The organism is Myxococcus hansupus, assembly GCF_000280925.3.
Classification (GTDB): Bacteria; Myxococcota; Myxococcia; order Myxococcales; family Myxococcaceae; genus Myxococcus; species Myxococcus hansupus.
This window is the reverse complement of the sequence record NZ_CP012109.1, coordinates 5,148,153-5,173,355: the sequence shown is the minus strand read 5'-3', so window position 1 is coordinate 5,173,355 and position 25,203 is coordinate 5,148,153. Positions and strand designations below refer to the sequence as shown.

At 69.8% G+C, this 25,203-nt stretch carries 20 protein-coding genes; 7 read left to right on the top strand and 13 right to left on the bottom strand.

The window, feature by feature from the left end; genetic code table 11:
• Positions 1–203: 203 nt before the first annotated feature.
• From A176_RS19920 to A176_RS19895, 6 genes are all read left to right on the top strand, one after another.
• Entirely contained in the window at positions 204–887 is a 684-nt protein-coding gene (locus tag A176_RS19920; protein ID WP_002635050.1) for an HAD family hydrolase, read from the top strand.
• Positions 878–1,687 carry an STM4013/SEN3800 family hydrolase gene (locus tag A176_RS19915; protein ID WP_002635051.1) on the top strand — a complete coding sequence of 270 codons (810 nt, stop codon included), beginning with the start codon at positions 878–880 and terminating at the stop codon, positions 1,685–1,687. Before A176_RS19920 ends, A176_RS19915 begins: the two co-directional genes overlap by 10 nt.
• Positions 1,684–3,000, top strand: coding sequence for an STM4012 family radical SAM protein (locus A176_RS19910; RefSeq protein ID WP_002635052.1), 1,317 nt, complete (start codon positions 1,684–1,686; stop codon positions 2,998–3,000). Before A176_RS19915 ends, A176_RS19910 begins: the two co-directional genes overlap by 4 nt.
• On the top strand, positions 2,997–3,878 hold the full coding sequence (locus tag A176_RS19905) for an STM4011 family radical SAM protein (RefSeq protein WP_002635053.1): 882 nt from the start codon (positions 2,997–2,999) through the stop codon (positions 3,876–3,878). Before A176_RS19910 ends, A176_RS19905 begins: the two co-directional genes overlap by 4 nt.
• A 224-nt stretch (positions 3,879–4,102) precedes the next feature.
• The gene (locus A176_RS19900) at positions 4,103–4,297 is read left to right on the top strand and encodes a hypothetical protein (RefSeq protein WP_044890104.1); all 195 of its coding nucleotides are present in this window, start codon (positions 4,103–4,105) and stop codon (positions 4,295–4,297) included.
• 165 nt (positions 4,298–4,462) lie between these two features.
• The gene (locus A176_RS19895; protein WP_144429574.1) at positions 4,463–4,903 is read left to right on the top strand and encodes a hypothetical protein; all 441 of its coding nucleotides are present in this window, start codon (positions 4,463–4,465) and stop codon (positions 4,901–4,903) included.
• Positions 4,904–4,950: 47 nt separating this feature from the next.
• Here the strand turns inward: A176_RS19895 and A176_RS19890 are convergent, their stop codons facing one another.
• The 12 genes from A176_RS19890 to A176_RS19835 all read right to left on the bottom strand — a co-directional run bounded on the left by A176_RS19890 (position 4,951) and on the right by A176_RS19835 (position 21,731).
• Complete coding sequence (locus A176_RS19890) at positions 4,951–7,059, bottom strand: aldolase/citrate lyase family protein (protein ID WP_082282776.1); 2,109 nt, start codon at positions 7,057–7,059, stop codon at positions 4,951–4,953.
• 322 nt (positions 7,060–7,381) lie between these two features.
• The gene (locus A176_RS19885; protein WP_002635058.1) at positions 7,382–8,518 is read right to left on the bottom strand and encodes an STM4014 family protein; all 1,137 of its coding nucleotides are present in this window, start codon (positions 8,516–8,518) and stop codon (positions 7,382–7,384) included.
• Positions 8,519–8,524: 6 nt separating this feature from the next.
• Entirely contained in the window at positions 8,525–9,874 is a 1,350-nt protein-coding gene (locus A176_RS19880) for a WGR domain-containing protein (protein ID WP_002635059.1), read from the bottom strand.
• A 38-nt stretch (positions 9,875–9,912) separates the two neighbouring features.
• Positions 9,913–11,268 carry a WGR domain-containing protein gene (locus A176_RS19875; protein WP_002635060.1) on the bottom strand — a complete coding sequence of 452 codons (1,356 nt, stop codon included), beginning with the start codon at positions 11,266–11,268 and terminating at the stop codon, positions 9,913–9,915.
• 50 nt (positions 11,269–11,318) lie between these two features.
• The gene (locus tag A176_RS19870) at positions 11,319–12,818 is read right to left on the bottom strand and encodes a hypothetical protein (RefSeq protein WP_002635061.1); all 1,500 of its coding nucleotides are present in this window, start codon (positions 12,816–12,818) and stop codon (positions 11,319–11,321) included.
• Positions 12,819–12,825: 7 nt separating this feature from the next.
• Positions 12,826–13,848 (bottom strand): AAA family ATPase, encoded by a 1,023-nt coding sequence (locus tag A176_RS19865; protein WP_002635062.1) that lies wholly within the window; start codon positions 13,846–13,848, stop codon positions 12,826–12,828.
• Positions 13,845–17,108 (bottom strand): hypothetical protein, encoded by a 3,264-nt coding sequence (locus tag A176_RS19860; protein ID WP_002635063.1) that lies wholly within the window; start codon positions 17,106–17,108, stop codon positions 13,845–13,847. The genes A176_RS19865 and A176_RS19860 overlap by 4 nt, the downstream gene beginning before the upstream one ends.
• Complete coding sequence (locus tag A176_RS19855; RefSeq protein WP_002635064.1) at positions 17,108–17,374, bottom strand: hypothetical protein; 267 nt, start codon at positions 17,372–17,374, stop codon at positions 17,108–17,110. The genes A176_RS19860 and A176_RS19855 overlap by 1 nt, the downstream gene beginning before the upstream one ends.
• A complete protein-coding gene (locus A176_RS19850; RefSeq protein ID WP_002635065.1) occupies positions 17,367–19,487 on the bottom strand; it encodes an AAA family ATPase in 2,121 nt (706 codons plus the stop codon). Before A176_RS19850 ends, A176_RS19855 begins: the two co-directional genes overlap by 8 nt.
• The gene (locus A176_RS19845) at positions 19,484–20,050 is read right to left on the bottom strand and encodes a hypothetical protein (protein ID WP_002635066.1); all 567 of its coding nucleotides are present in this window, start codon (positions 20,048–20,050) and stop codon (positions 19,484–19,486) included. The genes A176_RS19850 and A176_RS19845 overlap by 4 nt, the downstream gene beginning before the upstream one ends.
• Positions 20,047–21,123, bottom strand: a complete 1,077-nt coding sequence (locus A176_RS19840) for a hypothetical protein (RefSeq protein ID WP_002635067.1) — start codon at positions 21,121–21,123, stop codon at positions 20,047–20,049. Before A176_RS19840 ends, A176_RS19845 begins: the two co-directional genes overlap by 4 nt.
• The gene (locus A176_RS19835; RefSeq protein WP_044890106.1) at positions 21,120–21,731 is read right to left on the bottom strand and encodes a 4Fe-4S single cluster domain-containing protein; all 612 of its coding nucleotides are present in this window, start codon (positions 21,729–21,731) and stop codon (positions 21,120–21,122) included. Before A176_RS19835 ends, A176_RS19840 begins: the two co-directional genes overlap by 4 nt.
• Before the next feature lie 293 nt (positions 21,732–22,024).
• On the opposite strand from A176_RS19835, the gene A176_RS19830 reads away from it, so the two are divergent.
• Positions 22,025–23,815, top strand: coding sequence for a sigma 54-interacting transcriptional regulator (locus tag A176_RS19830; RefSeq protein WP_193409797.1), 1,791 nt, complete (start codon positions 22,025–22,027; stop codon positions 23,813–23,815).
• 11 nt (positions 23,816–23,826) lie between these two features.
• Here A176_RS19830 and A176_RS19825 read toward each other — a convergent pair whose 3' ends face one another.
• Positions 23,827–25,173: an alpha/beta fold hydrolase gene (locus A176_RS19825; protein WP_226993931.1), complete on the bottom strand. Its 1,347-nt coding sequence runs from the start codon at positions 25,171–25,173 to the stop codon at positions 23,827–23,829.
• Positions 25,174–25,203 lie beyond the last annotated feature (30 nt).

Genomic DNA, 25,203 nt, shown 5'->3' with positions numbered 1-25,203 from the left:
GGCATGCGCTGCTGCCTTGCCTCCACGCCATGTCCGGCAATTCAGGGATGGGCGATGCGGTCGGGTGTCGATGCCAGCGGATGCCTTACCCTTTTCACGATATGGAGGGGGACGAGCGGCGGCCACGACTCGACGTGCGCCGGGCCCGCCCTGGTCCGGGTGGGCAGGGCGGCGTATCCTGCCCGCTCGGGAGGAGTACTGGGATGCGGCCCCGGGCCGTCTTCTTCGACCTGGACGACACGTTGATTGACCGCGCGGGCGCCTTCGACCGGTACGTGGAAGACCTCTTCCTGCGTCACCCGCGGGCGTTTCCCGAGCCCGGCCGGGCGCGAGCCCTGGAGGTGCTGCGGGGCCTGGACGGCCGAGGCGGCATCGACCGTGACGTGTTCTGCCGCGACGCCGTGGCGGCCTTTCCGGCCTTGCCGCTGAGCGCGGAGGCGCTGTGGGCGGACATGTCCTCACGGCTGCCTGCCTTCGCTCGGTCCGACGAAGACACGCGCGAACTGGTGACCGCGCTGCGGCTGCGCGCGCCGGTGGCGGTGGTGTCCAATGGTTCGGGCCGGGTGCAGCGCGCGAAGCTCGCGCACGCGGACCTCACGACGCAGCTTCCAGACGTGTTCCTGTCGGGGGAGGTGGGGGCGTCGAAGCCGGACCCGCGCATCTTCCAGGCGGCGTTGGCGTGCGTGGGCCGGGCTCCGCACGAGGTGCTCCACGTGGGTGACGACCCGGAGCGGGACATCCAGGGCGCGGGGCGGCTGGGCCTGTCCACCTGCTGGGTGTCTCATGGCCGCGCGTGGCCCGCGGGCTTGCCCCCGCCCACGTACACCGTGGAGCGCATCGTGGGGCGCGCGCGGGACTTCGCCAAGGTGCTGTCGCAATGGACATGAACGCGGTGGTCGGCACACACGACCTGCTCTTCATCACGCTGGATACGCTGCGCTACGACGTGGCGGAGGCGCTCTGCGCGCAGGGGCGCACGCCGAACCTGGCGGCGCTGCTGCCCGGGGGGCGGTGGGAGAAGCGGCACTCGCCCGCGAGCTTCACGTACGCGGCGCACCACGCCTTCTTCGCGGGCTTCCTGCCCACGCCGGCCACGCCCGGGCTGCATCCGCGGTTGTTCGCCATGCGCTTCGAGGGCAGCGAGACGACGGCGCCCGGCACCTGCGTGCTGGACGCGCCGGACCTCGTCACCGGGCTTTCGGGCCGCGGCTACCACACCGTGTGCATTGGGGGCGTGGGCTTCTTCAACAAGCGCAACCCGTTGGGCAACGTGTTGCCGGGGCTCTTCGCGGAGAGTCACTGGAGCCCCGAGATGGGCGTGAGGGACGCGCGCTCCACCGAGCATCAGGTGGCGTTGGCCGTCAGCCGCCTGGAGGCCGTGCCGCGCTCGCAGCGCGTGTTCCTGTTCATCAACGTGTCGGCGTTGCACCAGCCCAACCGGCAGTACCTGCCGGGGGCTCCGGAGGATTCGCTCGACACCCACGCCGCCGCGCTGGAGTACGTGGATGGGTGCCTCCCTCCGCTCTTCGCGGCGCTGCGGCGTCGGGGGCCCGCCTGCTGCATCGTCTGTTCGGACCACGGGACGGCGTACGGGGATGACGGTTATACCGGACACCGCCTGGGCCACCCTGTCGTGTGGACGGTGCCCTACGCTGAGTTCACGTTGGATCGAGACCCCGCACCATGACGCGTCTACAGCAGTTGCTCGATGGGTCGCCTTATGTGTCGTACCTCTACGGCTACCCGCACAAGACGGCCTACCGGCCCTTCACGCCCGCGCTCCCGCTGGAGTCCGTCTGGGCGGAGGAGCGCCGAGACGCGCTGTTCCTCTACGTCCACGTGCCTTTCTGCGAGATGCGTTGCGGCTTCTGCAACCTGTTCACCGCCGCCGGGCCGAAGCAAGACGTGGTGGACGGGTACCTGGGCGCGTTGAAGCGTGAGACGAAGCGGGTGAAGGAGGCGCTGGGGACGGCGACCTTCGCCCGCGCCGCGATTGGTGGCGGCACGCCGACGCTGCTGGACGTGGCGGGGCTGAACACCGTGTTCGACCTGACCGAAGGCGTCATGGGCGCGGACATGAAGAACATCCCCGTGTCCGTGGAGGTGTCGCCGGAGACGGTGGACGCGGAGAAGCTCCGGGTGCTGCGCTCGCGCGGGACGGACCGGGTGAGCATCGGGATTCAGAGCTTCATCGAGGCGGAGGTGGCCGCGGTGAAGCGCCCGCAGAAGACCGCCGAGGCAGAGGCGGCGCTGGACCTCATCCGCTCCACGGGCTTCCCCACGCTGAACCTGGACCTCATCTACGGGATGGAGGGGCAGACGGAGGAGAGCTTCCTCTTCTCGCTGCGCGAGGCCCTGCGCTTCACGCCCGAGGAGATCTACCTCTACCCGCTCTACGTCCGGCCGCTGACCTTCCTGGGGAAGAAGGCGCGCGCGTGGGATGACATGCGCCTGTCGCTGTACCGCGTGGGGCGCGACTTCCTGCTGTCCCAGGGATACACGCAGGTCTCCATGCGCATGTTCCGCGCGAGCCACGCGCCGGACGCGGGCGGTCCGGTGTACCGGTGCCAGGAGGACGGCATGGTGGGGCTGGGGTGCGGGGCGCGCTCGTACACGGGGGGCGTGCACTATTCGTCCGAGTACGCGGTGGGCTCGCGCGAGGTGCGCGGCATCATCTCGTCGTACAGCGAGCGGACGGAGGCGTCGTTCGGTGAGGTGGGCTACGGCTTCCGGCTGGACTCCGAGGAGCGCCGGCGCCGCTACATGCTGCTGTCGCTGCTGGCGGACGGTGTGGACCTGGCGGAGTACCGGCAGCGCTTCTGCACGGACGTGCTGGAGGACTTCCCCGAGCTCACCGAGTTGGAGACGCACGGACTGGCGCGGCGGGAGGGCGGCTGGGTGAAGCTCACGCCGGCCGGTGTGGAGCGCTCTGACTTGATTGGCCCGTGGCTGCACTCGGAGCAGGTGCAGGGGATGATGAAGGAGTACGCCTGGCGATGAAGCTCACCGTGCTCTACCGAGGCCCGCTGTCGAGCTGCAACTACGGTTGCGAGTACTGCCCGTTCGGCAAGTGGAAGCACACGGACGAGGAGCTGGCCAAGGACCGCGCGGACCTGGAGCGCTTCGTCGCGTGGGTGGAGGCGCGCACGCAGGACACGGTGTCGGTGTTCTTCACGCCGTGGGGCGAGGCGCTCATCTGGCCGTGGTACCAGGAGGCGCTCGTCCGCCTGTCCCACTTGCCGCACGTCGAGCGCCTGGCTGTCCAGACGAACCTGTCGTGCAAGCTGGACTGGGTGCCTCGGGCGCGTGCGGAGAAGCTGGGGATCTGGGCCACGTACCACCCGGAGTGGACGAAGCGGCACCGCTTCCTGGCGCAGTGCACGAAGCTGACGGAGCTGGGTGTTCGGCACAGCGTGGGCGTGGTGGGCTTCCTGCGCTTCGCGGAGGAGGCCGAGTCCCTGCGCGCGGACCTGCCGGCGGACACGTACCTGTGGATCAACGCGGTGAAGGACGGGCAGGAAGAGCCGTACACGGCGGAGGACATCGCGCGCTTCTCGCGGTTGGACCCGCTCTTCCCGGTGAACAACACACGTCACCCCAGCCTGGGCCGTGCGTGCCGGGGCGGCGAGTCTGTCATTTCCGTGGATGGGGAGGGGACGGCGCGGCGGTGTCATTTTATCGATGAGCCCATTGGGAACATCTACACGCCAGACTTCGACGCCGCGCTGAAGCCCCGGCCGTGTGCCAAGCAGACCTGTGGCTGCCATATCGGGTACGTCCATTTGGAGTACCTGGAGTTGGACCGTGTATTTGGCTCTGGCATCCTGGAGCGTGTCCCGGCCATGCCTCTGTGGAAGGCCCGAGCGACGGCGACATAGCGCCCTGCGATAGTTGCCCCCAGCCCGTCATCGATGTGCGCGCGGCGCTTGATGCCTGCCCGTGAGACGCGAGCGTGCCCTGCGAGCCGTGCTGCGCGCGGCTCAATACCCTGGACGAGATGACGGCGCCCCCGCGCGAGCAGTCACCCACCCGGCCTGGCGTTGTCCCGTGGCAAGCCAAGTCGGGTGAGGTACCGTGCCGCGCACCGACAGGAGAACACGCATTGCCCCGTTACGACCCCGAAAAGACCCCGCCCGAAAAGCGCCGCGCCGAAAAGGGCAGCGTGGTCTTGAAACAGCTCGTCCGCCACACCCTGCAGTCAGCGACGGACCTGGAAGCGCTGGCGAAGCGCTGGCAGTGCAATGAGTCCGATGCCGTCCGCCGGGCCCTACGCGCCGCCGCGGAACGGGGCGAGTAGCGAGCCGGTGTGCGGCGAGCGGCGCCCCACCGCGCTGTTACTGCCACGCCCCAGCCGACGTCCGAGCATGTCTGGGACGCTGGAGTTGGACCGCGTGTTCGGCTCTGGCATCTTGGAGCGAGTCCCGGCCATGCCTCGATGGAAGGCCGGGGGTGAGGGGGCTCGGTGATTTTCCCAAAGCAGCGGCGACGGCTCAGGAATGAACTGAACCGAAAGGACTTCAATGCGCTTGATAGGGGTTTGTTCCTGGCGCTGGGACAGGAGGGGTTCGATTTTCTGCTCGACGTGATGGAGCGAAGGGATGGAAGTCCGCGTCAGATCCAGAATGCCATGCTGGTCGCGGTCCAGATGCGCGATTGGGGGAGGGCACGGTTCCTGACACTCTTGCCCGTCTTGTGCGCCCACGATGATATCGAGTTACGCACCGAGGCTTTGCGCCTGCTCGTGAGGTGGGCTCGCAGCGTCAATCTTCATCCCATCGAGCGAGTTGAAGGTGTTGATGCGGCTCGGCTGCATGCGATTGTCGAGCAGGTGGTTGCGCTGGGGATTGGCGAGCGCGGCATGTTCTGGGTCCAGATGTATCTGGAGCTTTACCCGGCCAATTGAATCCCAGGCGAGAGGCGAGCCAGCGAATGGCTCGCCTCGGGCCTGCATTACGCTCGGAGTCGCAAGATTCGCCGCGTGGCCACGCAGACGATTCGGCCTTCGAGCGCCTGCAGACCGTGTTCACGGCAGCGCTCGTCGTACGCGGAGGGGCGTTCGCTTTCGAGCGTGAACAGGGCTCGCGGCAGCGGCACGTCGGCCAGTTCCGCTGAGGGCGTCAGGTCCAGTACGCCGAGCGTCCTCACGACGAGCTCCTCGAGCCGGTCCATCCCTTCCACGGGCGCACGTGAGAGGACGTACGAGAGCGCGCCCACCGTTTGTGTCGGCGCCACGGGGCGGAGGTTGTCCGCTGCGAGCAATTCCTGCCAGACGACTTCGTGCAGGTCGCGCGCTGCGGCGGCCAGCGTCATCGCCACCACGAGCCCTCCACTCACCACGATGCCGTGAGCGTGGCCCAGGTCGTATCGGTGATGGTCCAGGTGGATGGGGTGCGTCACCATGAACTGGGTCGACAGCGCGAGGTTGGCGGTGATGCCCATGGGGCGTGCGAAGCTGTGGAGCAGGAGCTCGCCTTCGGTGAAGGACTGCCCCGCTCCTGATTTGTCCGCTGATGGCGGCAGGTCGCTCGCCCGGCGGAGGAGTTCCGCCCGGAAGATCTGCGCCTTCTCGTGCTCCGCCTGCTCTTGCTGCCGCGCTGCGGACGAGACGGGAAAGGACTCCGGTTGGCGGTGGTAGAGCTCCCGCTTGTCGACGGTGAAGACAGGGACGCCATCGCTCACGCGCACGAGCTGCCGATGGGTCGTCACCACCGCGCGTTTCCCATCTCCCGTGTTACGGACCGCGCGGACCTGGATGTCCTGCCGGTACGTGTCACCCACGCGCAGCGGCGCGAGCTGTCGCGCGTTGCGGAAGCCCAGGTGGTAGATGGCGCCGTGTGTGGCCGACATGCACACGGCGAGGTAGAGGCCCATCATGAAGGGCAGGGGCATCGTCTCGGGCGTGGTGAGGCCGAGCCGGGCCGCGAAGGGCGCGCTCGTCACGATGCGGTCATGTGAGTAGAAGCTCTGGACCCAGAGGTCCCGCATCCCCGCGGTTGCTGTCATTTCGTAGGGATTGGGGAGCCGGTCGTCCGCGCGGGTGGGGCGGTCGAGCGCATGTGAGACGTGTCGCCCCACCACGACGTCGCCCGAGCCAGCGGTCGCACGCAATGGCGCGAGCCCAAGCAACCGGTGCGCCGCCTTCAAGTGCGGTGGCCCGATGAGCTGTCCGTCCACGATGGCCATGCCCTCTGTCGCCGCGGAGGCGGGCCCGCGTTCGGAGTCCTCGGTCGTGGCGATTCCGGGGACCTTGCGGGTCAGCGTCGCGAGCGCGCCGTGCGCCTGCGCCTCGGTCACCCTGCGTGCCCAAGCCAGCTCAGAGGCCGTGGGTGTCATCAGCCGGTTCACGACGTCGAGCTGGGACGGATGGAGGCAGCATTGTCCCGTGAAGCCATGGATGCGGCCTTCGTGAGCGTGTTTCTCCAGGCCGATACGGTCCCCGATTTTCGTATACGGCGTGTCGAACGGCTCGATGCCCGCGGCCCGGGCCGCCATGACCAGGGCGCTTCGTGGGTGGCTGAGGGTGAGCTCCGCGTGCGGGAGGGCTCCCGTGAAACGGAACAAATCTCCGTGGCCCAGCATGAGCCCCAGATTCCGTCCTCCGCCCGCCTGGGCGATGCGCTGCGCGTCCAGCACCGCCGCCGGTGTTTCCATGAGCGGCAGAAAGCGGGTGCTTCCCAGCGGAAGGCCCCGCGCCGCCTCCAGCGCGGACACCCGTGCGTGTAGCGTGTCCAGGTCCTCGGGGCCCGTGGTCAGCGTGGGCATCAACGCCGTCAATCCTGGCAGGCCGATACATGCCTCCAGGTCGGCCTGATGCAGCTCGGGAGACATGGGTTCGTTGATACGCACGACCACGGGTCGGCCCGAGAAGACCTGGCCCTGTAATGCCTTGACCAATCCGTCACGCGCGGATGCCTTGGCCGCCAAGGGGACGGCGTCCTGGAGATCAATGATGAAACAATCCGCTGACAGCTCCGCCGCGCGAGCGAATGCGAACTGAGGAATGAACAGCAGCGTGCGCCAGGCGGATGGAGCCTGGGCCACAGGAGATACGTCTTTCATTTTGGATGACTCCCAATGCCGCGGCGGCGCCGTCACCTCGGTGTGTCGAGGCCGGGCCGAGCAACATTTGTAGACGGGTTCACCTGGCTTGAAGCGCAAGCCAGGGAAACCTGTTTGGCGCCCTCCCTATCTGCTTCCCGCCGCTCGTCCAAATTTCTTTCGCGACGTGTATTGTGATTGATTGCCGCGAAAATTTGACATGTCCCCGAGTGCTGGGGTCATGTCTGATGCAGTGGGTCACTTGTGAATGATTGCGTGTGTCTCAATACTTCTTTCCAAGAAACCAGCGTGGCTCTTGGCAGGGAGGGCGAGCGTCAGCCGCCTACGCGAGGTCCCGAAGGGCTTCGCGAATCTCCCACTCGTACACAGTCAGGCCGTCGCGGCGCAGGTTGGGGAGCAGGTCCCCGAAGGCGTTGGCCTCCAGCACGCGGTGCCCGGTGAAGTGCTCCTCGTACATGAGGTCGATGCCCACGTGCAGACAGTCGTGAGCGCGGGCCACCGTGCGACAACTCTCCAGGGCGGCCTCGAGCTCGTTCCGAGGCACCACTTCGTGGAAGGCGTCCAGGTCCCCGCGTTTGCCGCCCAGGTGCAGATTGGTGATGGGCCGCAGGCTCTGCCGAATCACCGTGAAGGCGGGCTCGCCCCGAACCATCAACACGCGGCAGTCGAAGTAGTCGCCGCCCAGCCGGGCCTTGGGAATGGAACGCTCCACCTGGGCGCCTTCGTTCAGGAGGAACGTGAGGACTTCGTCCACCCGCTCGGGCTCCTCGATCCGGCGCACCTTGAGCGAGTTGTACCAGCCCGTCTCAGCGACCTCGATGGTGGTGGTGAGCGTGTCCCGGCTGCGGCCTCGACGGAAGATGCCAAGGCACGACGCCGAGGAGCCACACGACACCTTCACGAAGACCTCGTCCCAGTCCTCCTCGTGCATCCGCTGCCGGAGCGACGCCACGTCCGTGACGCCGTCCAGGGGCTCGGGGACGGGGACTCCCAGCGCCGCGTAACGCCGGGAGGTGATGCGCTTGTCGAAGAGGTCCGCGATGGCGGAGGGCTGCTGCAGGACGCGCCAGCGGGGATGCGCCGCGAAGAGGGCCTCCAGCTCCGACAGGACGCGCAGGAAGCCCAGGTGGTGCTGCCGGGGGCTCAGGATGCGGCCGTGGTCCTGGGGCAGCGCGTCCACCTGCTCCGGTGTCAGCACCGAGCACCCGTGCTCCAGCGCATCCACGAAGCCTCGCCTCAGCAGCGCCTTCTCGACGTCCCAGTTCTCACCGGTGGCATCGATGCGGACCAGCGCCTCCGTGTCCGGCAGGTCCGCCAGGAGTCCCGGCGACTCCAGCAGCTCGCGCCACGGCACGACGTGGGCAGGGGGGAGTCCCTGCCGGGCGAGGGCCTCCTGAAACAGCGTGACGCGCCGGTTCTCCGCGTTGCCAATGAGGATGAACGGCGGCGCGCCCCTCATGGATGTCTATTCTCCGATCGCCACGTAACGGCCGCCTTCGCCGTCGTCGTAGACCTCGCGCTGGCGCGCCGTGACGACCTCGCGGCACAGTTTGGCAATCAGCTTGATGCCCGTGGACGTGAGCTGGTTCCGCGACACGTCCAGCTTCTTGAGGTGCTTGAACGCCGCTGCGTTCGCGGCCAGCACTTCCGCGTCGGCGTCCATCAACGTGCCCTTCGACAGGTCGAGCGTTTCGAGCTGCTTCAACACCTTCGACTTCGCCAGCAGGGGGGCGAGGGAATCGGAGAAGGCCACGTTGCACAGGCCCAGGTGCTTCAGTTTCGGCAGGCCCGTGGCATCCAGGATGGGTTGCACGTCTTTCCCGCGGAAGCGGCCGCCGTGATTCTCGCTGCCGAACCAGACCTCCAGGTGCTCCAGCTTGGGCCACTGCGCGCTGGTGATGGACTGCCACGCGGCCTTGGGGAGGCCCGCGGATTCCAGCGTGAAGCGCTGGAGTTCGGGTAGCTCCAGGGCGCCCAGGCGCACGTCTCCACCGCGCAGCCGCAATTCAGTGAGGTGGGGCAGCGCCTGGATTACGGGCGCGAGGTTCCCCAGGCGGACCCAGGACAGCTCCGACTCGTCCGGGAAGAGGAAGTCGCCCATGAACAGCCGCGACAGCGCCTTCGGGGGCCACTTGGTGAGGACCTTCGTCAGGCGGGTGTAGTCCGCGTCTCCATCGCGGTCTGGGATGCCGAGCGTCAAATCCCGGAGGAGCCTCCCGGACGGGTGCTGGAGCAGCATGCTCAGGGTGTCGACGATGTCGAAATCGGCGTCCGCGTCGTAGTCCGGCGACGTGACGCGCGCGGAGTAGATGAACCCCCAGCGCCAGCCCGCCTGCAGGGCCTTCTCGCCCACCATGGCCGAGAGCCCGACGCCGAGGAGGGTCCCCTCGTGCTCCTTCTGCAGGGCGGCCACCTTCCGCTTGAGCTTGGTGACCTCCGCGCCCCGGGCCCGGCTCATCGCGTGTTGCAAGGCGATGAGCTCGCCGCGCGGGTCGCCCTGGCCCTGGAGCCAGTCGGCGTAGACGAGGTATCCGTCCGCGTCGTCCGGAGCCCGAAGGATGGCGTCCTCCAGCTCCGGGTTCGACTTGGGCGCGGGAGCCGTGTCCTTCGGCTTCACGCGCTTGTAGCCCTTCTTCGTCTTCTCCAGGACCTGCTTCTGGTAGGCCTGCCGCGCTTCGTAGGGCTGCTTGAACTTCTGGGTCTTCTCCTGCCCGTCGGTGCCGATGCGCCCCCACCGGGTGGTGAGGACGGCGTCCTTCAGGTCGACTTCCCAGAACTTGCTCGAACTGCCTTCCTTGAACTCGAAGCGCGGCATGGTGTTTCCCCCAGGAGCGGCGTTGCGAAGCCTGGGTTCTACTCGCCCACCGCGGCGTAGCGGTAGTCCTCCTCGTACTCGCGCTGGTTGCCCACGTTCGCGTGCGGAATCGCCTTGGAGATGAGCGACTGGCCCTCGTCCTCCAGGATGTTCTCGCTGACGTCGAGCTGCTTGAGGTGGGCGAAAGCCGCCGCGTGGTCCGCCAGCGCCTTGGCACCCTCGTTGGTCAGCGTGCCCATGGAGATGTCCAGCTTCTCCAGGCGCGGGAGCACCACCGCGGAGGGCAGCGCCTGCGCGAGCGCGTCCGTGAACTCGGAGTTGCGCAGGCCCAGGTGCTTGAGGTTCGGAAGACCCTGGCCGTCGAGGATGGGCTGGATGTCCTCCACGCCGCCCTCCGCGCCGTAGTTGTCGCTGCCGAACCAGATCTCCAGCTTCTCCAGCTTCGGCCACTTCGCGCTGGCAATGGACTTGACGGCGTTCAGGGGCAGGCCGCCGGTCTCCACCGTGAACTCGCGCAGCTCGGGCAGGTCGACGTCGCCCAGCGCCAGCTCACCGCCGCGCAGCCGCAGCGTGCGCAGGTTGGGCAGCACCTTCAGCGCCGACGAGATGTCCGTCAGGTGCGTCCACGAAATCTCCGTGTCGTCCGGGTACTCGAAGTCGCCGATGAACAGGTCCTGGAGCGTCTTGGAACCACCGGCCTTCGCGATGGCGCTGATGACGTCGCCGTACTCGTTCTCGCCATCGAAGCTCGCCATGCCAACGGTGATGCCACGGATGAAACGAGCGGAGGGGAGGGCGAGCAGCTCCTGGGTGAGCTCACCGAGGTCCCGCTCGGAGTCGTAGTCCTTCTGGCCCATGCGCACGGAGCGGATGAAGCCCAGGTGCCACTCCGCCGTGAGTTCACCCTCCTTCACCGCGTCCGCCAGCTCGCCAAACAGCAGCGACTGGTGCTTCTTGATGAGGGCGGTGGCCTTCTTCTTGAGGGTGGTGGCCTCGGCGCCGCTGGCCTGCGAGGCCGCGTGCTGGATGGCGATGAGCTCGCCGCGCGGGTCGCCCTGGCTCTGGAGCCAGTCGGCGTAGACGAGGTACGCGTCGACGTTGTCCGGGTCCTTGAGGATGGCGGCCTCGAGCTCCGGGTTGGAGGCGGCCTCGGCGCCGTCATCCTCGCCACCCTCGTCGTCGTCACCCTTGCCTTCGATGACGTAGCCCTTCTTCTCCTTCTCGCGGACGAGCTTGTCGTGCTCCTTCTGGGCCTCGGCGGCGGAGCCGAAGGTCTGCGTCTTCTCCTGGCCGTCGGTCCCGATGCGGCCCCAACGCGTGGTGAAGGTGTTGTCGGAGAGGGTGATTTCCCAGAACTTGCTGGAGCTGCCTTCCTTGAACTCGTACCGCGGCATGGCCCGTCCTTCGTCGGTTGCGCCGGGTGGGCGCGTTGGGAAGCCCGACGCTAGAGAAGGCCCTGCGCAAGCTCAAGCGTTACGCCCATCCATGCCTCCCAATGCTCGCCGGCCCTGGGGGCACCGTCGGAGGGCTCCGGCTTTCGAGAATCCAGGACTTCGCGCCTGTCGCGGAGTGCTCGCACGCAGGGCGACGGAGCGCCGAGGTCGAGCACGTGCAGCCCGACGCGGGGGCCCGTGGAATGAAACATCTTCTCGACTTGACGGCTCGCGTCGAGGAGCACCACGTCCACCCGGGCGCGCTTCGTCCGTGCCTCGGCGTCAGCGAGGACGTCTTCCAGCGTGGCGGCGGTGACGACCTCCGCCGTGCCGCGCGCTCGCCACTCGCGCAGCAACAGCTCGCACAGGCCGCGTTCCGCCTCCAGGGGCGACGTGCCGTCATCGGCGTGGAGGAACACGGCGCGGAAGTGGAGCTCCTCGCTGCCCAGCCAGAGCGAGAGCCGCCGCACCAGGCAGAGCAGCAGGCCCAGCGCCACCACGACGCGCTGCCAGCGCACCCCCGCGTCCTTCACGCGTGCGTCCACCAGTCCGGGCGGGAGGACGAAGGTGATGACGCGGCGGCGGCGGACGGTGATGCTCTCGTCGCGCGTGTAATAGAGCAGCTCGCCCTCCACGTAGCGCACGTCGAAGAGGTCGAGGTTGGGCTCGTCCTCCATGTAGACGAGCTCGGAGGTGACGAGGTTCTCCAGGCTGCCGACGTTGGACACGGACGAGAAGCCGCCCTGTGGAAACGCGGCGTCGTCCTCCAGGGCCGTGGGCAGCGGCGCGAGGCTCACCGGGCGGGCGCGCAGCTTCGGCGGCAGGGTCCGCGACAGGGCCTCCGCGGCCTCCACCGCTTGCTCCAGGGCCATTCGCTGCGCCTTGCCCTGGAGGTGTTCCAGGTTCTCCAGCGTGAAGGACTCCGCGTCGCCGAGCAGTGCCTGTGCGCGACGTGCGGCACTGGCCAGGGCTTCATAGCCCTCGGTGAGCCGTTCCAGCGCGGCGCTGGCGCCGGAGTCCCGCAGGGCCGTGTAGCCCGCTTGGAGCAGCTCCGCGGGCGGACGCTCCAGGACGCGCCGGGCCAGGGCGGGGCTCACGGGGCTGCCCGCGGTGAAGCCCATGCGCGTCAGCACGCGTGCCACGAGGAAGGCGATGCCTCGCGGACGGAGTGCCGCGGGCAGTCTCGCGAGGGCGGCGGAGACGGCTTCCAGGTGCGACTCCGCGGCCAGCCGTCCCAGCACGTGGTCGTCATACGCGCGCACCGCGGCGCGCAGGCGGGGCAGGGTGTCGGGGACCGGCGCGGACGGCGCGAGCGGAACCCCTGCGACGAGCCGGCCCAGGTCCATCACGAAGGCCAAGGGGGGCAGGGCGGGTGACTCCGCGAGCAGGGCGAGGAGCCACGGCACCGCCGCCGTCACGGCTTCGGGCGTGACGTGCTCCTGTCGCGGCAGGCACAGGCCCGCGCACAGCCAGCGCTCCGTGTCCTGGGGGCTTGTCAGCTCCGTGTTCATCCGTGGCTCACGAGAGGCCCAGCAGCCGAGGCACCTTCTCCTCCAGCAGGTCAATCTCCTCCCGCGTCTCGCCCAGGTAGGAGAGGAGCTGGAGGTCCTGCCGCTCCACCGCGCCACCGTGGAAGATCCACGCACGCGTGCGCAGCAGCCGGTAGAGCTTCACCAGCTTGCGGTCGCTGATGAACACGCCGTCCTCGCGCGTCAGCGTCTGCACCACGCGGCGGAACTCGCGCAGCAAATCGTCGCGGAAGAAGAGGTCGCGGTCGCGCAGCTCACGGCCGTCCGGACCCGTCTCACGCTTGCCCATCATCAGCGTCAGGTACCGGTGGGCTTTGAGGATGTCGTCGAGCGTGGCGTGACCTTCCGCCCAGGGCTTCTGGTTCATCTCCCGGTGCGTCTGCGACTCCAGGCCGGAGTCCAGCAGCTCCAGGAAGTAGCGGTCCTGCACCGGGCGGCACGCGGCCTTGAGGCAGAAGCGGTCCTTCAACGCACCCAGCTCGGCGTGTTCCGGCAGCTCGTTGGTGGCGGCGAAGAGCACCTTCAGCTTCACCGGCTGCGGCGCTCCGTCCTGGTAGAACTTGCGCTCGTTGATGACGGTGAGCAGCGCGTTGAGGATGGCGGAGCTGGCCTTGAAGACCTCATCGAGGAACACGAGCCGCGCGGTGGGCAGCTTGCCTCCCTCGCGCCGGATGTAGCGGCCCTGGCGCAGCAGGTTGATGTCGATGGGGCCCAGCACCTCCGACGGTTCGGTGAAGCGCGTCAGGAGGTACTCGAAGTAGTCCTCGTTGGGGATGCGCAGCGCGTCCCGGAACTTGAGGACGAGGTCTGATTTGGCCGTGCCCGGAGGGCCCACCAGCAGCAGCGGCTCTTGCGCCACCGCGGCCACCGTCATCAGGTCCACCAGCGTCTGCTTGCCCACGAAGTGGCGGCCCAGCGCCATGCGGAAGCGGTTGAGGCGCTCGCGCAGGCCGTGGGCCTCGCTGGAGAGCGCGTCGAAGGTCAGCTCGGAGATGGCGGGAAGACTGCTCATGTGCGTTGCTCCAACTCCTGGTGGATGCGCCTTCGCACCAGGAACTCATCTTCATCCAGCCAGCTTCGCGCGCGTTCGCCGGTGCCCTGTGCCACCTCCACGTGGCCCTGCACCAGCGAGTCCGCCAGCTCCACGACGGAGAGACAGAAGTGGCTGTTGGTGTTGTAGCTGTCTGTGACGCTGGGCAGCCCTTCCGAAATGCGCGCGAGGCCCGGTAGCGCCAGCTCCACGGGAGCATGGGCCAACGCGCTCGCGAGGCTGCGCATCAACGCCAACCGGTCCGGAAGCGCGCCCTTCATCGCGCGCAGGGACTCGAAGGCGGCATCGAACACGTCGACGGCATCGGCCGTGCGCCCCTGCATGGACAGGCCCGCCGCCACGCCGAGCCGCGCCGTGAGTGGCGTCTTGGGCCCCGCCAGACGTTCCCGCGCCGCGTCCACCAGGGTGGCGGCTTCGCCGGAAAGGCCCACCCGGCGCAGGCTGCGCAGGCTCACGCCGAGGATGCCCTGGCTCCAGGCGGGCGATGCGGGCGGCAGCGCCGTGAGCACCTCGCGCAGCCGCCCCGCCAGCGTCCTGGCGTGGTCCGCACGTCCGAAGAGGGCCGCCAGCGTGAGGGCGTCACCCAGCATCACGGCCTGGGATTCCCGGGGCAGCGGGTCCAGCGACGCGACGAGCCGGTTGAGCAGCGGCAGCGCACACGCCGGCGCGACGCGGGGCAGGGTGTCCAGCAGTCCTCCGATGAGCCGCTGCCGCTCCTCGAGCGGCTGTTTCGCATCGGTGGCTCGGCCCGTCAGGCTCTCGATTTGCGCCGCCACTTGCGCCGGGTCCTTCAAGTCGCGAAGGGTGGCGAACTCCTCGCCGCGCAGGTCCTTCGCGCCGCGCCCGAAGGCCCTCGCCGGGTCGAGCCGCTCGCTGGGCTCCAGCAGCGCCGAGGCCTGTCGCAGCCGGTCCACCTTGTACCGCTGGAAGGTGCCCAGGGCGTTCAGCTCGGCGGCGATGTCGGGCGGCAGCGGTGTCTCGGGTGGCTGGCCTTCCAGCGCCTGGGCCACCCGCGCGCCATACGCACGGGAGAGGAAACCGTGAATGGCCTCCTTCGCGTCGACCGCCTTCGCCGCCTCGGACGCGAGGGCCCGGGGGCGGTCCGTTTGCCCAAGCCGCGCGAGTCCCACGGCGAAGACGTAGCGAACGTAGGCCAGCGTGAGCGCGGGCTCCGCTTCGATGGACGAGCGACGGCGGGGCGTGTGTTCGAAGCGGTCCAACAAGGCCTCGAGCTGCGCCACCACCCGGGGAGCATGGGCCACGTCCGCGCCACCGCGCAGGAAGCGCGGCACATCCCGGGCCGGTGAGAGCCCTCGCTGGAGCATCTCCATCAGCCGGTCGCCTGCTCGCGCGAGGCCGAGCGCATCCCCACCCGCCAGCGTGTCGAGCGCCGTGCGCGTGAGCCAGACGGACCGGACATCGAGGTCCGCGTCATGCCTGTCCAACCAGCGCTGGAGCGTCGCGACATCACCGGGCGCAGCTTCATCCGGGGCCCGCGCCGCACGGACCAGACCACTGGCGATGCCGCGCACGTCATCACCCGTGGGGGCGGCGGCGGACAGTCGTTCGGTGGGGGATGCGGCTCCCTCGGCTTCTGAGTCGGCCCATCGCCGGGCGAGCTCGGCGGCGTCGGTGTCGGACGCGGACCACAGCGCCCGCGTCCAGCAGAGGCTCGCGTCGCGCTTGCGGCCCAGCCGGCCGTTCAGCTCCGCCATGTGAATCCAGAGCGCCTGCCGCTGGGGCGAATCGGCGGGAACCTCCAGGGCGAGGAAGGCTTTCTCCAGCGCCCCCAGCTCCTTCTCCACGTCGCTCATCTGGGCGGCGGTGAGCGGCGCCATCCGGGCCCCGGGGGCCGCGGGCTGCGCGACGCGCACCGCGACGATGGGCGGTGGGGGCGTGGGCGCTTCTTCCGGTGTCGGCTCTTCACGGCGGGCACGTCGGGTGCCCTTCGGACTCTTGGTCGATGGCTCGTCGGATTGCGCCGCGCGGGCCGCCGACTGCCACTCGCCTTCCGCGGCCTCGAAGGCGGCGAAGTCGAACGTGGCGCTGCGGACCCAGGGCATGAGCGCGTCGGCGCTGGTGTCCACGATGTAGTCCACCCAGGTGTCGAGCGGCTGGAACGCGGATTCCGGCAGTCGCTCCGCGCGGAACGCACCCCCTCCGGTGGGGTGCAGCCACGTCACCGTGTCCGCCTGCGGGACGAGCAGCGCGCGCAAGCGGTCGCGGCGCACGGGCGGCTCCAGCAATCCGTCACAGGGAAGGAAGAGGTCCGTGAGTTGCGGCAGCGGCGCGTACGCCATGCCGGAGAGCCCCAACTCCGGGGGCCGCTCCCGGCCCGAGCGGGCACGCAGCACGATGCACGGCGCGTCCGGTGTCCCCGAGACGGCGAAGCGAAGCTGCGCGAGCAGCGGCTCCGGCAGCGTGTGGACCAGGGACTCCACCTGGGCGAGCGCATTCTCACGCAGCACCCAGAGGCTCGCGGGCTCCGTGCGCGCGGCTCGCGTGAGGCGCAGCGGCACCGTCAGCCGGCCCGGCGCGGGCACGGACGTCCAGTCCTCACCTGGGGCGGGGAGCCGCAGGTCGGTGTGTTGATACAGGTCCGTCCACGGGCCATCCGGCGCGGTCAGCCAAGGGCCCTTGCCGTGGATGAGCAGGAGCGTCCCCGTGGGCGCTTGCAGCGTGCGCGCGAGCGGATGCGAGTAGCCCACCTCCACCCAGACGGTGTGTTGCCCGGGCACGGCGGGGAGAAAGGCGCGCAGCGGCCCCGTGGCGTCCAGCGCGCTGGTGAGGGTGAAGTAGGGCGGCGCCACGGCGCGAAGCAGGGCGCGTTGCTCCTTGGACCGCGCGAAGCAGACCTCTTGCCGGTCGCAACCCAGGCGCAGCATCTCGCCCGCGAGGGGCAGGAGCGTCTCCGCGCTCGGGGGCAGGAACAGGACCGGGCCCGAGGGCGCGCTCTCCAAGGGGACGGGGCGCGCCGTCACCATCTCCGCCCAGCAGAGGACCGGTGTGGCGTCCTTCGCGCGGGCCCGAGTCACCTGGACACCCAGGGACGCGAGGCGCGCGAGCACGTCCTTCTCCGGCATCACCTCCGGTTGGACGTGGAGCGCGCCATCGGGCGTCCGCTGGTAGCGGGCGGGGGCGGCCTGGACTTCGGCGGGGACGAGTCCGGAGGTCAGCGCCAGTTGGAGCGCTTCCTCACTGGTGAAGACGAGCATGGACATCAGGCCTTCTGGCCGACCTTTCCGGAGGCTTCCTCGGCGATGGCGTCGGGCTCGGCCGTCTGGCCCGAGGGCGTCTCTCGCTGGACGATGACCCGTCCCAGCTCCGAGGCCTTCAGCGTGCCGCCCTGGATGAGCGAGTCCACGAGCCGACGGTGCTCGTCCTCGTGCTCCATGGGCAGCGCGTCCGCGTCGCTTTCGTACTGGATGATGACGTCCTTGCGGCCCGTCGCCGGGTCCACCTGGAGTCGGAGGATGAGGCTAGCCAAGGGCGGACTCCTTCCGGGGCAGGGTGGGCGCGGGGGCCAGGTGCGTGAAGGCTTCCCGGTCCAGCACCTTGCGTTCGATGAGCAAATCCCTCAGGGCCACGAGCCGCTCCTTCTCGCGGAGGAGGATATCGCGCGCACGGGCGCGCTGGACGGACAAGACTTCCTGGATGGCCGCCTCCAGCGTGGCGCGCGTCGCATCGGACAGGGCGTGCCGGTCCGCCTGCCGTCCTGGCGTGTCGTAGCGGCGCACGGGCACACCATCGCCGCCCATGCCCAGGTCTTCTACCAGCTCGCGCGCGATTTCCGTGGCGCGCTCCAGGTCGTGCGCGCTGCCCAGGGAGAGGTCGTCCAGCAGCAGGGCCTCGGCTTCGCGTCCACCGAACAGCATGCAGATGCTGTCCAGCAGTTGGCCCCGCGTGACGACGTATCGGTGCGCGGGGTCCGCGTACTGCACATGGCCCAGCGAGCCCGCGAGGTCGCCCCGGATGCTGATGCGGTCGATGGCGGGCGCGTGCTCGCAGAAGAGCGCGCAGACCGCGTGTCCGGCCTCGTGGGTGGCGACGACGCGCTCCTCGGTGGGCGTTAGCTCGGGCCGGTCCAGGAACTCCGTCAGCGCGCGCTCCACGTCCACGGCCTCGGTGGGACCCTGGGCCCCCTCACGCAACCGCCGCCGCGCGAGCGCCCGGCACAGGGCCTGGATGTGGTCGCCGGAGAAGCGCGTCCCGGTGCCCTCCACCCGGTCGCCCGTGCGCTTCACCGCGTAGTCCATGGCGCGCTCGGTCATCTCCAGCGCCAGCTTCTGGTCGTAGATGCCCAGGATGGCGCGCCGGTCCGCGCTGTTGGGGTAGGGGATGCAGAGCTGGAACTCGAAGCGCCCGGGGCGCAGCAGCGCGGGGTCCAGGGACTCCACGAAGTTGGTGGTGCCCACGACGAAGACGAGCTCTTCCTTGCGGAAGCCGTCCATCTCCGTGAGGAGCTGGTTCACCATCGAGTGCTCCACGCCCGAACCGGTGTACGTGCCACGCGCCGAGGCGAAGGAGTCCAGCTCGTCGAACACGATGATGCTGGGGGCCGCCTGCCGGGCGCGGACGAAAATCTGGCGGAGGTTCTCCTCGCTCTCGCCCACCCAGCGGCTCTTCAGCTCGGGGCCGCTCACCACCTGCACGGCGGCTCCGAGCGCGGAGGCCATGGCCTTGGCGAAGAGCGTCTTCCCCGTGCCGGGCGGGCCCCAGAAAATCATCCCGCGTGGCAGCAGGGACTCCACGCGCTTCACGGCCTCCGGGTCGCTCAGCGTGTCCTTGTGCGCGAGGACGTCGAGAATCTCCTGCTGGAGCCGTTGCTTCACCTTCGCGTAGCCGCCAATGTCGCCGTGCAGCTCCAGCTCCGGAACACTGAGCGAGCCCGACAGCGTGGCCGAGCGGAGCTGCGCATAGGCGTGCTTCGGATTGGAAGGGTAGTCCTCGCCGGTGATGGCACCCAGCAGCCGCCGCAGCCGCACGGCGTTGACGCCGGAGACGTGCTTGTAGAGCGCGTACGGCTGGAGCCCCTTGCCGAACTTGCGGCACTCGCGCTGGGTGATGAGGTAGCGCAGCCGGTCCCGGCCCACGCCGAGGATGCTCTCCTTGTGGGGGAACAGGTTCTCGATGACGCGCGGCACGGCGAAGGATGGGTCCTTGAATCCGACCCAGACCATCTCCGGGTTTTCATAGAGCAGCGGGATGACCTCACGCGCCTCGCTGGTGAGCCCTCCGCTGCTGGTGGTGAGCAAATCCAGGTGGGGCAGCACGACGATGCGCTCTCGCACGGCGCCGCGCACCGCGTCCCGGAGCTGCGCGATGAGCGTGGCCATCATGCTCGGCGCGGGCATGCCGGGCGGTGGCTCGTGGGCGGTGCGTCCGTCCAGGTAGAGGAACTGCTTGCCGTCCTTCTTCAGCCGGTCCCGCAGGCACTTGTAGAAGTAGGGCGTCAGCTCCTTGTCCGCCTCCACCATGACGGGAAGGCCGCGCAGCAGGGCCTCGCAGACGCGGTTCAGCTCGGCGGGATACGCGGCTTCGACGGCGGCGAAGGGCGACAGCTCGGTGGGCAGCGACTCCTCGGGGATGCGCTGACTCATACGCGCACCTTGATGGTCAGCGAGCCCGTCGCCGCGTCTTCATGAACCTCCTCGATGGTGCCGAGCTGCCCGGCGCGCACCTTGAGCGCCTCCGCCGTCACCTTGTTGGAGATGGCATCCAGCTCCGACTTGAGGTCCCGCAGCCGCGCTTCCAACTTGCGCGTTACGTCCTGCCGCAGCGTGTCCGTGGCGACGTCGGCGGCGTCCTCCAGCCGCGCGCGCGCCAGGTCCTGGGCCCGCAGCTTCGCTTTCTTCACTTCGTGAGGACTCTCGACGGCCAGCTCGCCGCGCGCCTTCAGCTCCACCTCTTTCTCGCCGCTGAGCGTGACGCTGACGTCGCCCGTCGTCACGTTCACCGCGATGCGGACGCCATCCGCCTCCGTTCTCAGGGCCACGTCACCGTCCTGGGTGAAGCCTCGGCTCGCCAGCTCCGCCGACAGCAGCCCGGCCAGCTCCTCCCGCGACAACAGCGGGAGCAGCTCCAGCTTCGTGCACAGGCCGTCCTCGGCCTGGACCACGCGGTTGAGGGACTCGGAGACGGAGACTCGGTAGGCGCGGCTCATGGAGCGCTCCCGGGGGATGAAGGTGGAACCGTGGCGGCGGCACTGAGGAGGGACGAGGCCAGCTCCCGGGCATGGTCTTCCGCGCGGCGGAAACCCGCCTCGCCGAAGGTGCCCCACTCGGACAGCAAGCGCTGCGCGGTGTCGTAGTCGTCGTCGAAGAAGCGCACCGCGCGGTGCTCCGCGTCCCAGCGTGACAGCCGGCTCAGGGTGCGAAGAAACGCCGCGGCGGCGCGGGCGGCCTCGGCCCGGGAGGACAAGGTCGCGGAGGAAGACAGGCCCTCCACCCAGCGGGAGGCGGGCTGTTCCATCAGCGGGCGCGCCGCGTCGAGCAGGAAGCCCGCGAGGTCCCTCCGGCCCGCGGCGTCCACCGCGTCGAGGAACGCGGACAGCACGGCCTCTTGCGCGGTGCCCAGGGCCAGGGCCTCCGCGGGGGAGGAGATGCCGCGCTTCGACTCCTCCAGGGCCCGCCACCGCTGCGCGAGCTCCTGCCTCAGCGCTTCCAACAGCCACGCGCCGTCGGCCAGCAGCGGGGCGAAGGCGGCGGCGTCGAGCTCCGGCGGCTTCGTCCCGAACTGCTCGGGGAAGCCCAGCCAGCAGAGGGCGGAGCGGCGGAAGACTTGCTGGACCCCCAGGGCCCGCGCGCAGTGGGTCCCCGCGACGAGCCGGCAGCAGAGGTAGAGGAACAGCTCGTCGGCGGGCGTGGGCGTCCCGTCCACCTGGAGCGACGTGACCGCGAGCTTCGTCATGGGCTGTTCGAGCATCCAGCGCAGGACGTGGAGCGTGATGGGCGAGAAGTGCAGCGCGGGCGGGGCGTGACGCTCCCACAAGCGGCCGGACCGCGTCTGTCCGTCGCGCAGGGAGTGCTCCCACCGCCAGCCGCCAGCGCGGGCCAGCGCGAGCACGCTGCCCTTGGCGAGCGTGTCCCGCAGCACCTGAAGCGCGGGGGGACTGAAGCGGCGCGGCACGGTGTGGATGGCGCGCAGCAGGTCCTCCACGGAGGCGTACTGCCCCATGCCGACGATGGCGCGGGCGAGCGTGAGCAGCGCGTGCTCGGTCGGGGAGACGCGAATCATGGCCGGAAGGCGTTGGCGAGCGCGGGCCAGCCGTTGATGACGAGCCGCCCGTTCACGAAGTGCACCTCCGCCGTGTTGGCGGCGGTGAAGCACGGGTCGTCCGGGGCATAGCGGTTGGTGAGGAAGTGCATGACCTGGTTGCGTGAGCCAATCCACCGGCGCGTCGTCTCGGGCGCGTCTTGTTCGAAGCGGCCGTCCACCAACAGGTCCACCGCCGCCAGCAGCCGGTCCACGTCGGGACGTCCCTGGGCCCGGAGCTCCGCGAGCGTGAAGCCGGTGTAGACCATGATGCTCAGCCCGGCGGCGCGGAGGTGCTCGCACAGCGCCGCGGCGGGGCCGGGCTGGGAGAAGGGTTCGCCCCCCAGCAGGCTGAGGCCCTCGATGCCGGGCGTCGCCAGCACCTGCTCGGCGAGCGACGCCACGCGCTCCTCCGTGCCGCGCTCGGCCGCGAACATCTCCGGGTTGCAGCACCCCGGACAGCGCAGGGGACAGCCCTGGACCCACAGCGCGAAGCGCACACCGGGGCCCTCCGCCTCCGTGCGGGGGACTCGCTGGGCAATCCGGAGCGTCGGGCCGGAGCTGGAGGACATGCCGTCTGCGGTAGTCATGAAGCCCGTCCAGCATGCCAGGAGCCACGTGCCACGGGGAGCACGGAGTCTCGTGGCCGGCGGGGGGCGGGCTCGCTCCCGGGCTTGCCCCGGAATCCGGCGGCTCCACGCGCCAAGGGCCCCCCGGGGCGAAGCGCGTCACCGGACCCAAGACGGCCGCCCTGGCTTGTTGATAGCGTCCCCCGGCGTCGTTCATGACTTGCACCTACATGCCGGGCGAGTGATGGCTGGCGAATCTTCTCGCGCCGCAAATTGTCAGCGTCGCTTCATCCCTCAAGTAGACTGTGGTGCTCATGACGCGGCCTGTGTCCGCCTACGCCCCTCGAAGCGAACGCAAGCCGTTGTACGTGAAGGTGGCGATGCAGCCCGCCCTTCATGGGTGCTGGGCCGTCAACATCAGCGAGACGGGCATCGGGCTCATCGCCACGCCGCACACCGCCTCCGAAGGCCCCCACGAGGGCGAGGACGTGGAGCTGTCGTTCTCGCTGCCGGATTCGGGTGAGCACATCCGCGTGCGCGGGCTGGTGCGCTGGCGGCATGACGCGGCCGGGGCGGTGGCGGCGCTGGGCGTGAGCTTCCGTGCCTTCGAGGATTCGGATGGCGTGAAGCTGGCGCGCTACCTGGCCTCGTCCCACCTCCAGGTGGTGGTGGCCTTCGCGACGGAGCAGGAGCAGCGCCTGGTGAGCGCCGCGCTGGAGGGCGTGGCCAAGCTCCACTTCGCCGCCATTCCGGCGGAGGCCCACGCGCTGGTGACCCGGGGCGACGCGGCCTGCCTGGTGGTGTGTGGACAGGACGAGGAGCAGGCGCTCGCGCTGGTGGAGTCGCTGGCCGCCCGGCGCGCGGACGCGGACCCTTCGGGCGCGGGCCCGCCCAGCGACCTGGCGTCGCGAATCGTCTACTGCGCGCCGGCCGCGCCGGACCGGGTGGTGGCGCTCTTCAACGCCGGCCGCATCTTCCGCGCGCTGGGGCCCGCGCCCACGCGTGAGGCCCTGCACCAGGCCGTGCTGCAAGCGGGGCGCGAGCATGGCGTGCGCACCGAGCAGTGGCGCCTGGCGCTGGAGCTGGAGCGCAGCCTGCTGCGGGAGCGGGCGCTGTCCCAGGCCTTGCCCGCGGCCCCGGGCGGCCGTGGCAGTGAGGAAGTGGGGTTCCGCAGCGCCGCCATGCACCGGGTGATGGAGCTGGTGCGCCTGGTGGCGCCTCACCGCGTGGCCGTGCTGCTCCAGGGCGAGACGGGCACGGGTAAGGAAGTGCTGGCGCGCATCCTCCACCGGCTCAGTGGCCGGGGGGACGTGCCGCTCGTGGTGCAGGACTGCGGCGCCTTGTCGGAGACGCTGCTGGAGAGCGAGCTGTTCGGCCACGTGAAGGGCGCGTTCACCGGCGCGGTGGCGGACCACCCGGGCCTCTTCGTGCTCGCCAATGGCGGCACCATCTTCCTGGACGAAATCGAGAACACCACCCCCAACCTCCAGGCGAAGCTGCTGCGCGTGCTGGAGACGGGCGACGTGCGGCCCGTGGGTGGCACGCAGGTGCGCCACGTGGACGTGCGCGTGGTGGCCGCCAGCAACAAGGACCTGGGGGAGGAGGTGCGCGCCGGCCGGTTCCGCGCGGACCTGTTCTACCGGCTCAACAGCTTCACCGTGGACATCCCCCCGCTGCGGGACAGGCCCGAGGACGTGCCGGAGCTGGCGCTCTACTTCCTGGAGCTGTTCAACCGCACGCTCCGCCGCTCCGCCAGTGGCATCTCGCCGGACACCGAGGACGCGCTGCGGGCCTACGCCTGGCCGGGCAACGTGCGGGAGCTGCGCAACGTGATGGAGCGCTCGGTGCTGCTCTCCCGCCCCGGCGAGGTGGTGTCACGGCGGCTGCTGCCACCGTCCGTGGGCGCCACCCTGGCCCTGCGCAACGAGCCCAACGGTGATGGCTCGCTGCGCGCGCGGCTGGAGCGGGTGGAGCGGGAGTTCATCCGCGAGGCGCTGGAGCGCCACGGAGGCGTGCTGCGTCGCGCGGCCGTGGCGCTGGGCATGGACCCCGTGACGCTGGGCCGGAGGGCGCGGCGCCACGGGTTGTGGAAGGCGGACGACTAGGCTTGAGGGCCTCAGTGGGTGCGAATCCACTGGAGCATGGGCTTCCAGACGCGCACGCGGGCATCCTCCGCGAGGAAGAGGTCCGCGTGGCCATAGTCCAGGGCGCGCGCCGGCCCCGGCAGCGCGCTGGCGATCTGGATGGTGACGTCGCGGCTGCCCAGCAGCGACACGCTGTGCTCACCGTAGCGGCCCACGCCGCCCGCGGCGCCCACGTAGAGCACGGGCACCTTCACGTCGTGCAGGCGGTCGTCGAAGGACACGTTGTTGTTGCCGCAGGCCCACGCCTCCGTCTCCACCACTTCGTTGATGCTCTGGTACGGCGCGGCCCGCTGGCCGAACTCGAAGAGGTAGCCCTCCTGCGTGAAGGTGAGCTGCTCGGGCAGGCCGAACGCGTCCGGGGTGCTGCCCAGCAGGTGATAGGCCGGGACGATGGGCTGCAGCGGCGCGAAGAGCACGGACGTCGCGCCCGCGGCGACGATGGCGAGCTTCCGGTTGGAGGGGCGGCCCGTGCCCGGCCCGAAGATGTCGTCCTGCACCAGCGGCGACGGGGCGGCGGGCGCCTGGGCGGCGAACATGCCAATGGCCTGCAGCATGATGCCGGGGGCCGGGCCCAGCAGGCCGCCTTCCAACTGGCCCGCCTTGCGCGCCGCGCTCAGCGCCGCGTAACGCTCACAGGCCCACTGCCGCTGCTGCGAGTCCTGCGGAGCGAAGCGCACCGCCATGTCCATGGGGATGAAGCCATCCACCTGGCGCAGCGCGCGCGGCAGCCGTGCCTCGCGGTTGAGGTAGGCGTAGCTCACCACCGCGCCCCGGCTCCAGCCCAGCAGGTGCATGGAGCCAAACAGGTTGCCGCCCGACAGCCGCATCAGCTTCGCGAGGCCCAGGCCCACGCCCACGTCCGACGCGTGCGTGTCCAGCGTCCAGGACTTCATGAAGCGGAAGTCCTGCGTGTCCGCGGGGACCCCCGCCCAGCGCAAGTCAATGCCCCACACGTCCACGCCCTCCTGGGCCAGGTACGCGGCGAGCGACTGCTGCGGCGGGACGAACGCCGAGCCGATGCTGGAGAGGAACGCGGCCTCGAAGCCCCACCCGTCGCCATGCACCATGAACACCGCCCGCGACGCGCGCGCCGGCCACCACGGACCGGTCTCCTTCACCACGCGGTGCACCGTGATGACGTCATTCACGCCGGGCCCCACCTGCAGGCGGTAGCGGTAGTGGGCCACGTTGCCGAAGAGGATTTCTCGCTCACGCGCTCCCGGATTGCTGGAACCCAGGAAGGCCGCGTGGGCCGCTCCATCCGTTTCCAGGAGCACCGCTCCCTGCTGGGCCGCGGCGCGTGAGACAGCACGTCGCATGTCATCGGAAGGGGCCGCTTCCACCGGTGC

Coding starts and splice junctions, on each gene's coding strand:
- A176_RS19920 (WP_002635050.1), top strand. CDS start 204: ATGCGGCCCCGGGCCGTCTTCTTCGACCTGGACGACACGTTGATTGAC.
- A176_RS19915 (WP_002635051.1), top strand. CDS start 878: ATGGACATGAACGCGGTGGTCGGCACACACGACCTGCTCTTCATCACG.
- A176_RS19910 (WP_002635052.1), top strand. CDS start 1,684: ATGACGCGTCTACAGCAGTTGCTCGATGGGTCGCCTTATGTGTCGTAC.
- A176_RS19905 (WP_002635053.1), top strand. CDS start 2,997: ATGAAGCTCACCGTGCTCTACCGAGGCCCGCTGTCGAGCTGCAACTAC.
- A176_RS19890 (WP_082282776.1), bottom strand. CDS start 7,059: ATGAAAGACGTATCTCCTGTGGCCCAGGCTCCATCCGCCTGGCGCACG.
- A176_RS19885 (WP_002635058.1), bottom strand. CDS start 8,518: ATGAGGGGCGCGCCGCCGTTCATCCTCATTGGCAACGCGGAGAACCGG.
- A176_RS19880 (WP_002635059.1), bottom strand. CDS start 9,874: ATGCCGCGCTTCGAGTTCAAGGAAGGCAGTTCGAGCAAGTTCTGGGAA.
- A176_RS19875 (WP_002635060.1), bottom strand. CDS start 11,268: ATGCCGCGGTACGAGTTCAAGGAAGGCAGCTCCAGCAAGTTCTGGGAA.
- A176_RS19870 (WP_002635061.1), bottom strand. CDS start 12,818: ATGAACACGGAGCTGACAAGCCCCCAGGACACGGAGCGCTGGCTGTGC.
- A176_RS19865 (WP_002635062.1), bottom strand. CDS start 13,848: ATGAGCAGTCTTCCCGCCATCTCCGAGCTGACCTTCGACGCGCTCTCC.
- A176_RS19860 (WP_002635063.1), bottom strand. CDS start 17,108: ATGTCCATGCTCGTCTTCACCAGTGAGGAAGCGCTCCAACTGGCGCTG.
- A176_RS19850 (WP_002635065.1), bottom strand. CDS start 19,487: ATGAGTCAGCGCATCCCCGAGGAGTCGCTGCCCACCGAGCTGTCGCCC.
- A176_RS19845 (WP_002635066.1), bottom strand. CDS start 20,050: ATGAGCCGCGCCTACCGAGTCTCCGTCTCCGAGTCCCTCAACCGCGTG.
- A176_RS19840 (WP_002635067.1), bottom strand. CDS start 21,123: ATGATTCGCGTCTCCCCGACCGAGCACGCGCTGCTCACGCTCGCCCGC.
- A176_RS19835 (WP_044890106.1), bottom strand. CDS start 21,731: ATGACTACCGCAGACGGCATGTCCTCCAGCTCCGGCCCGACGCTCCGG.
- A176_RS19830 (WP_193409797.1), top strand. CDS start 22,025: ATGACGCGGCCTGTGTCCGCCTACGCCCCTCGAAGCGAACGCAAGCCG.
- A176_RS19825 (WP_226993931.1), bottom strand. CDS start 25,173: ATGCGACGTGCTGTCTCACGCGCCGCGGCCCAGCAGGGAGCGGTGCTC.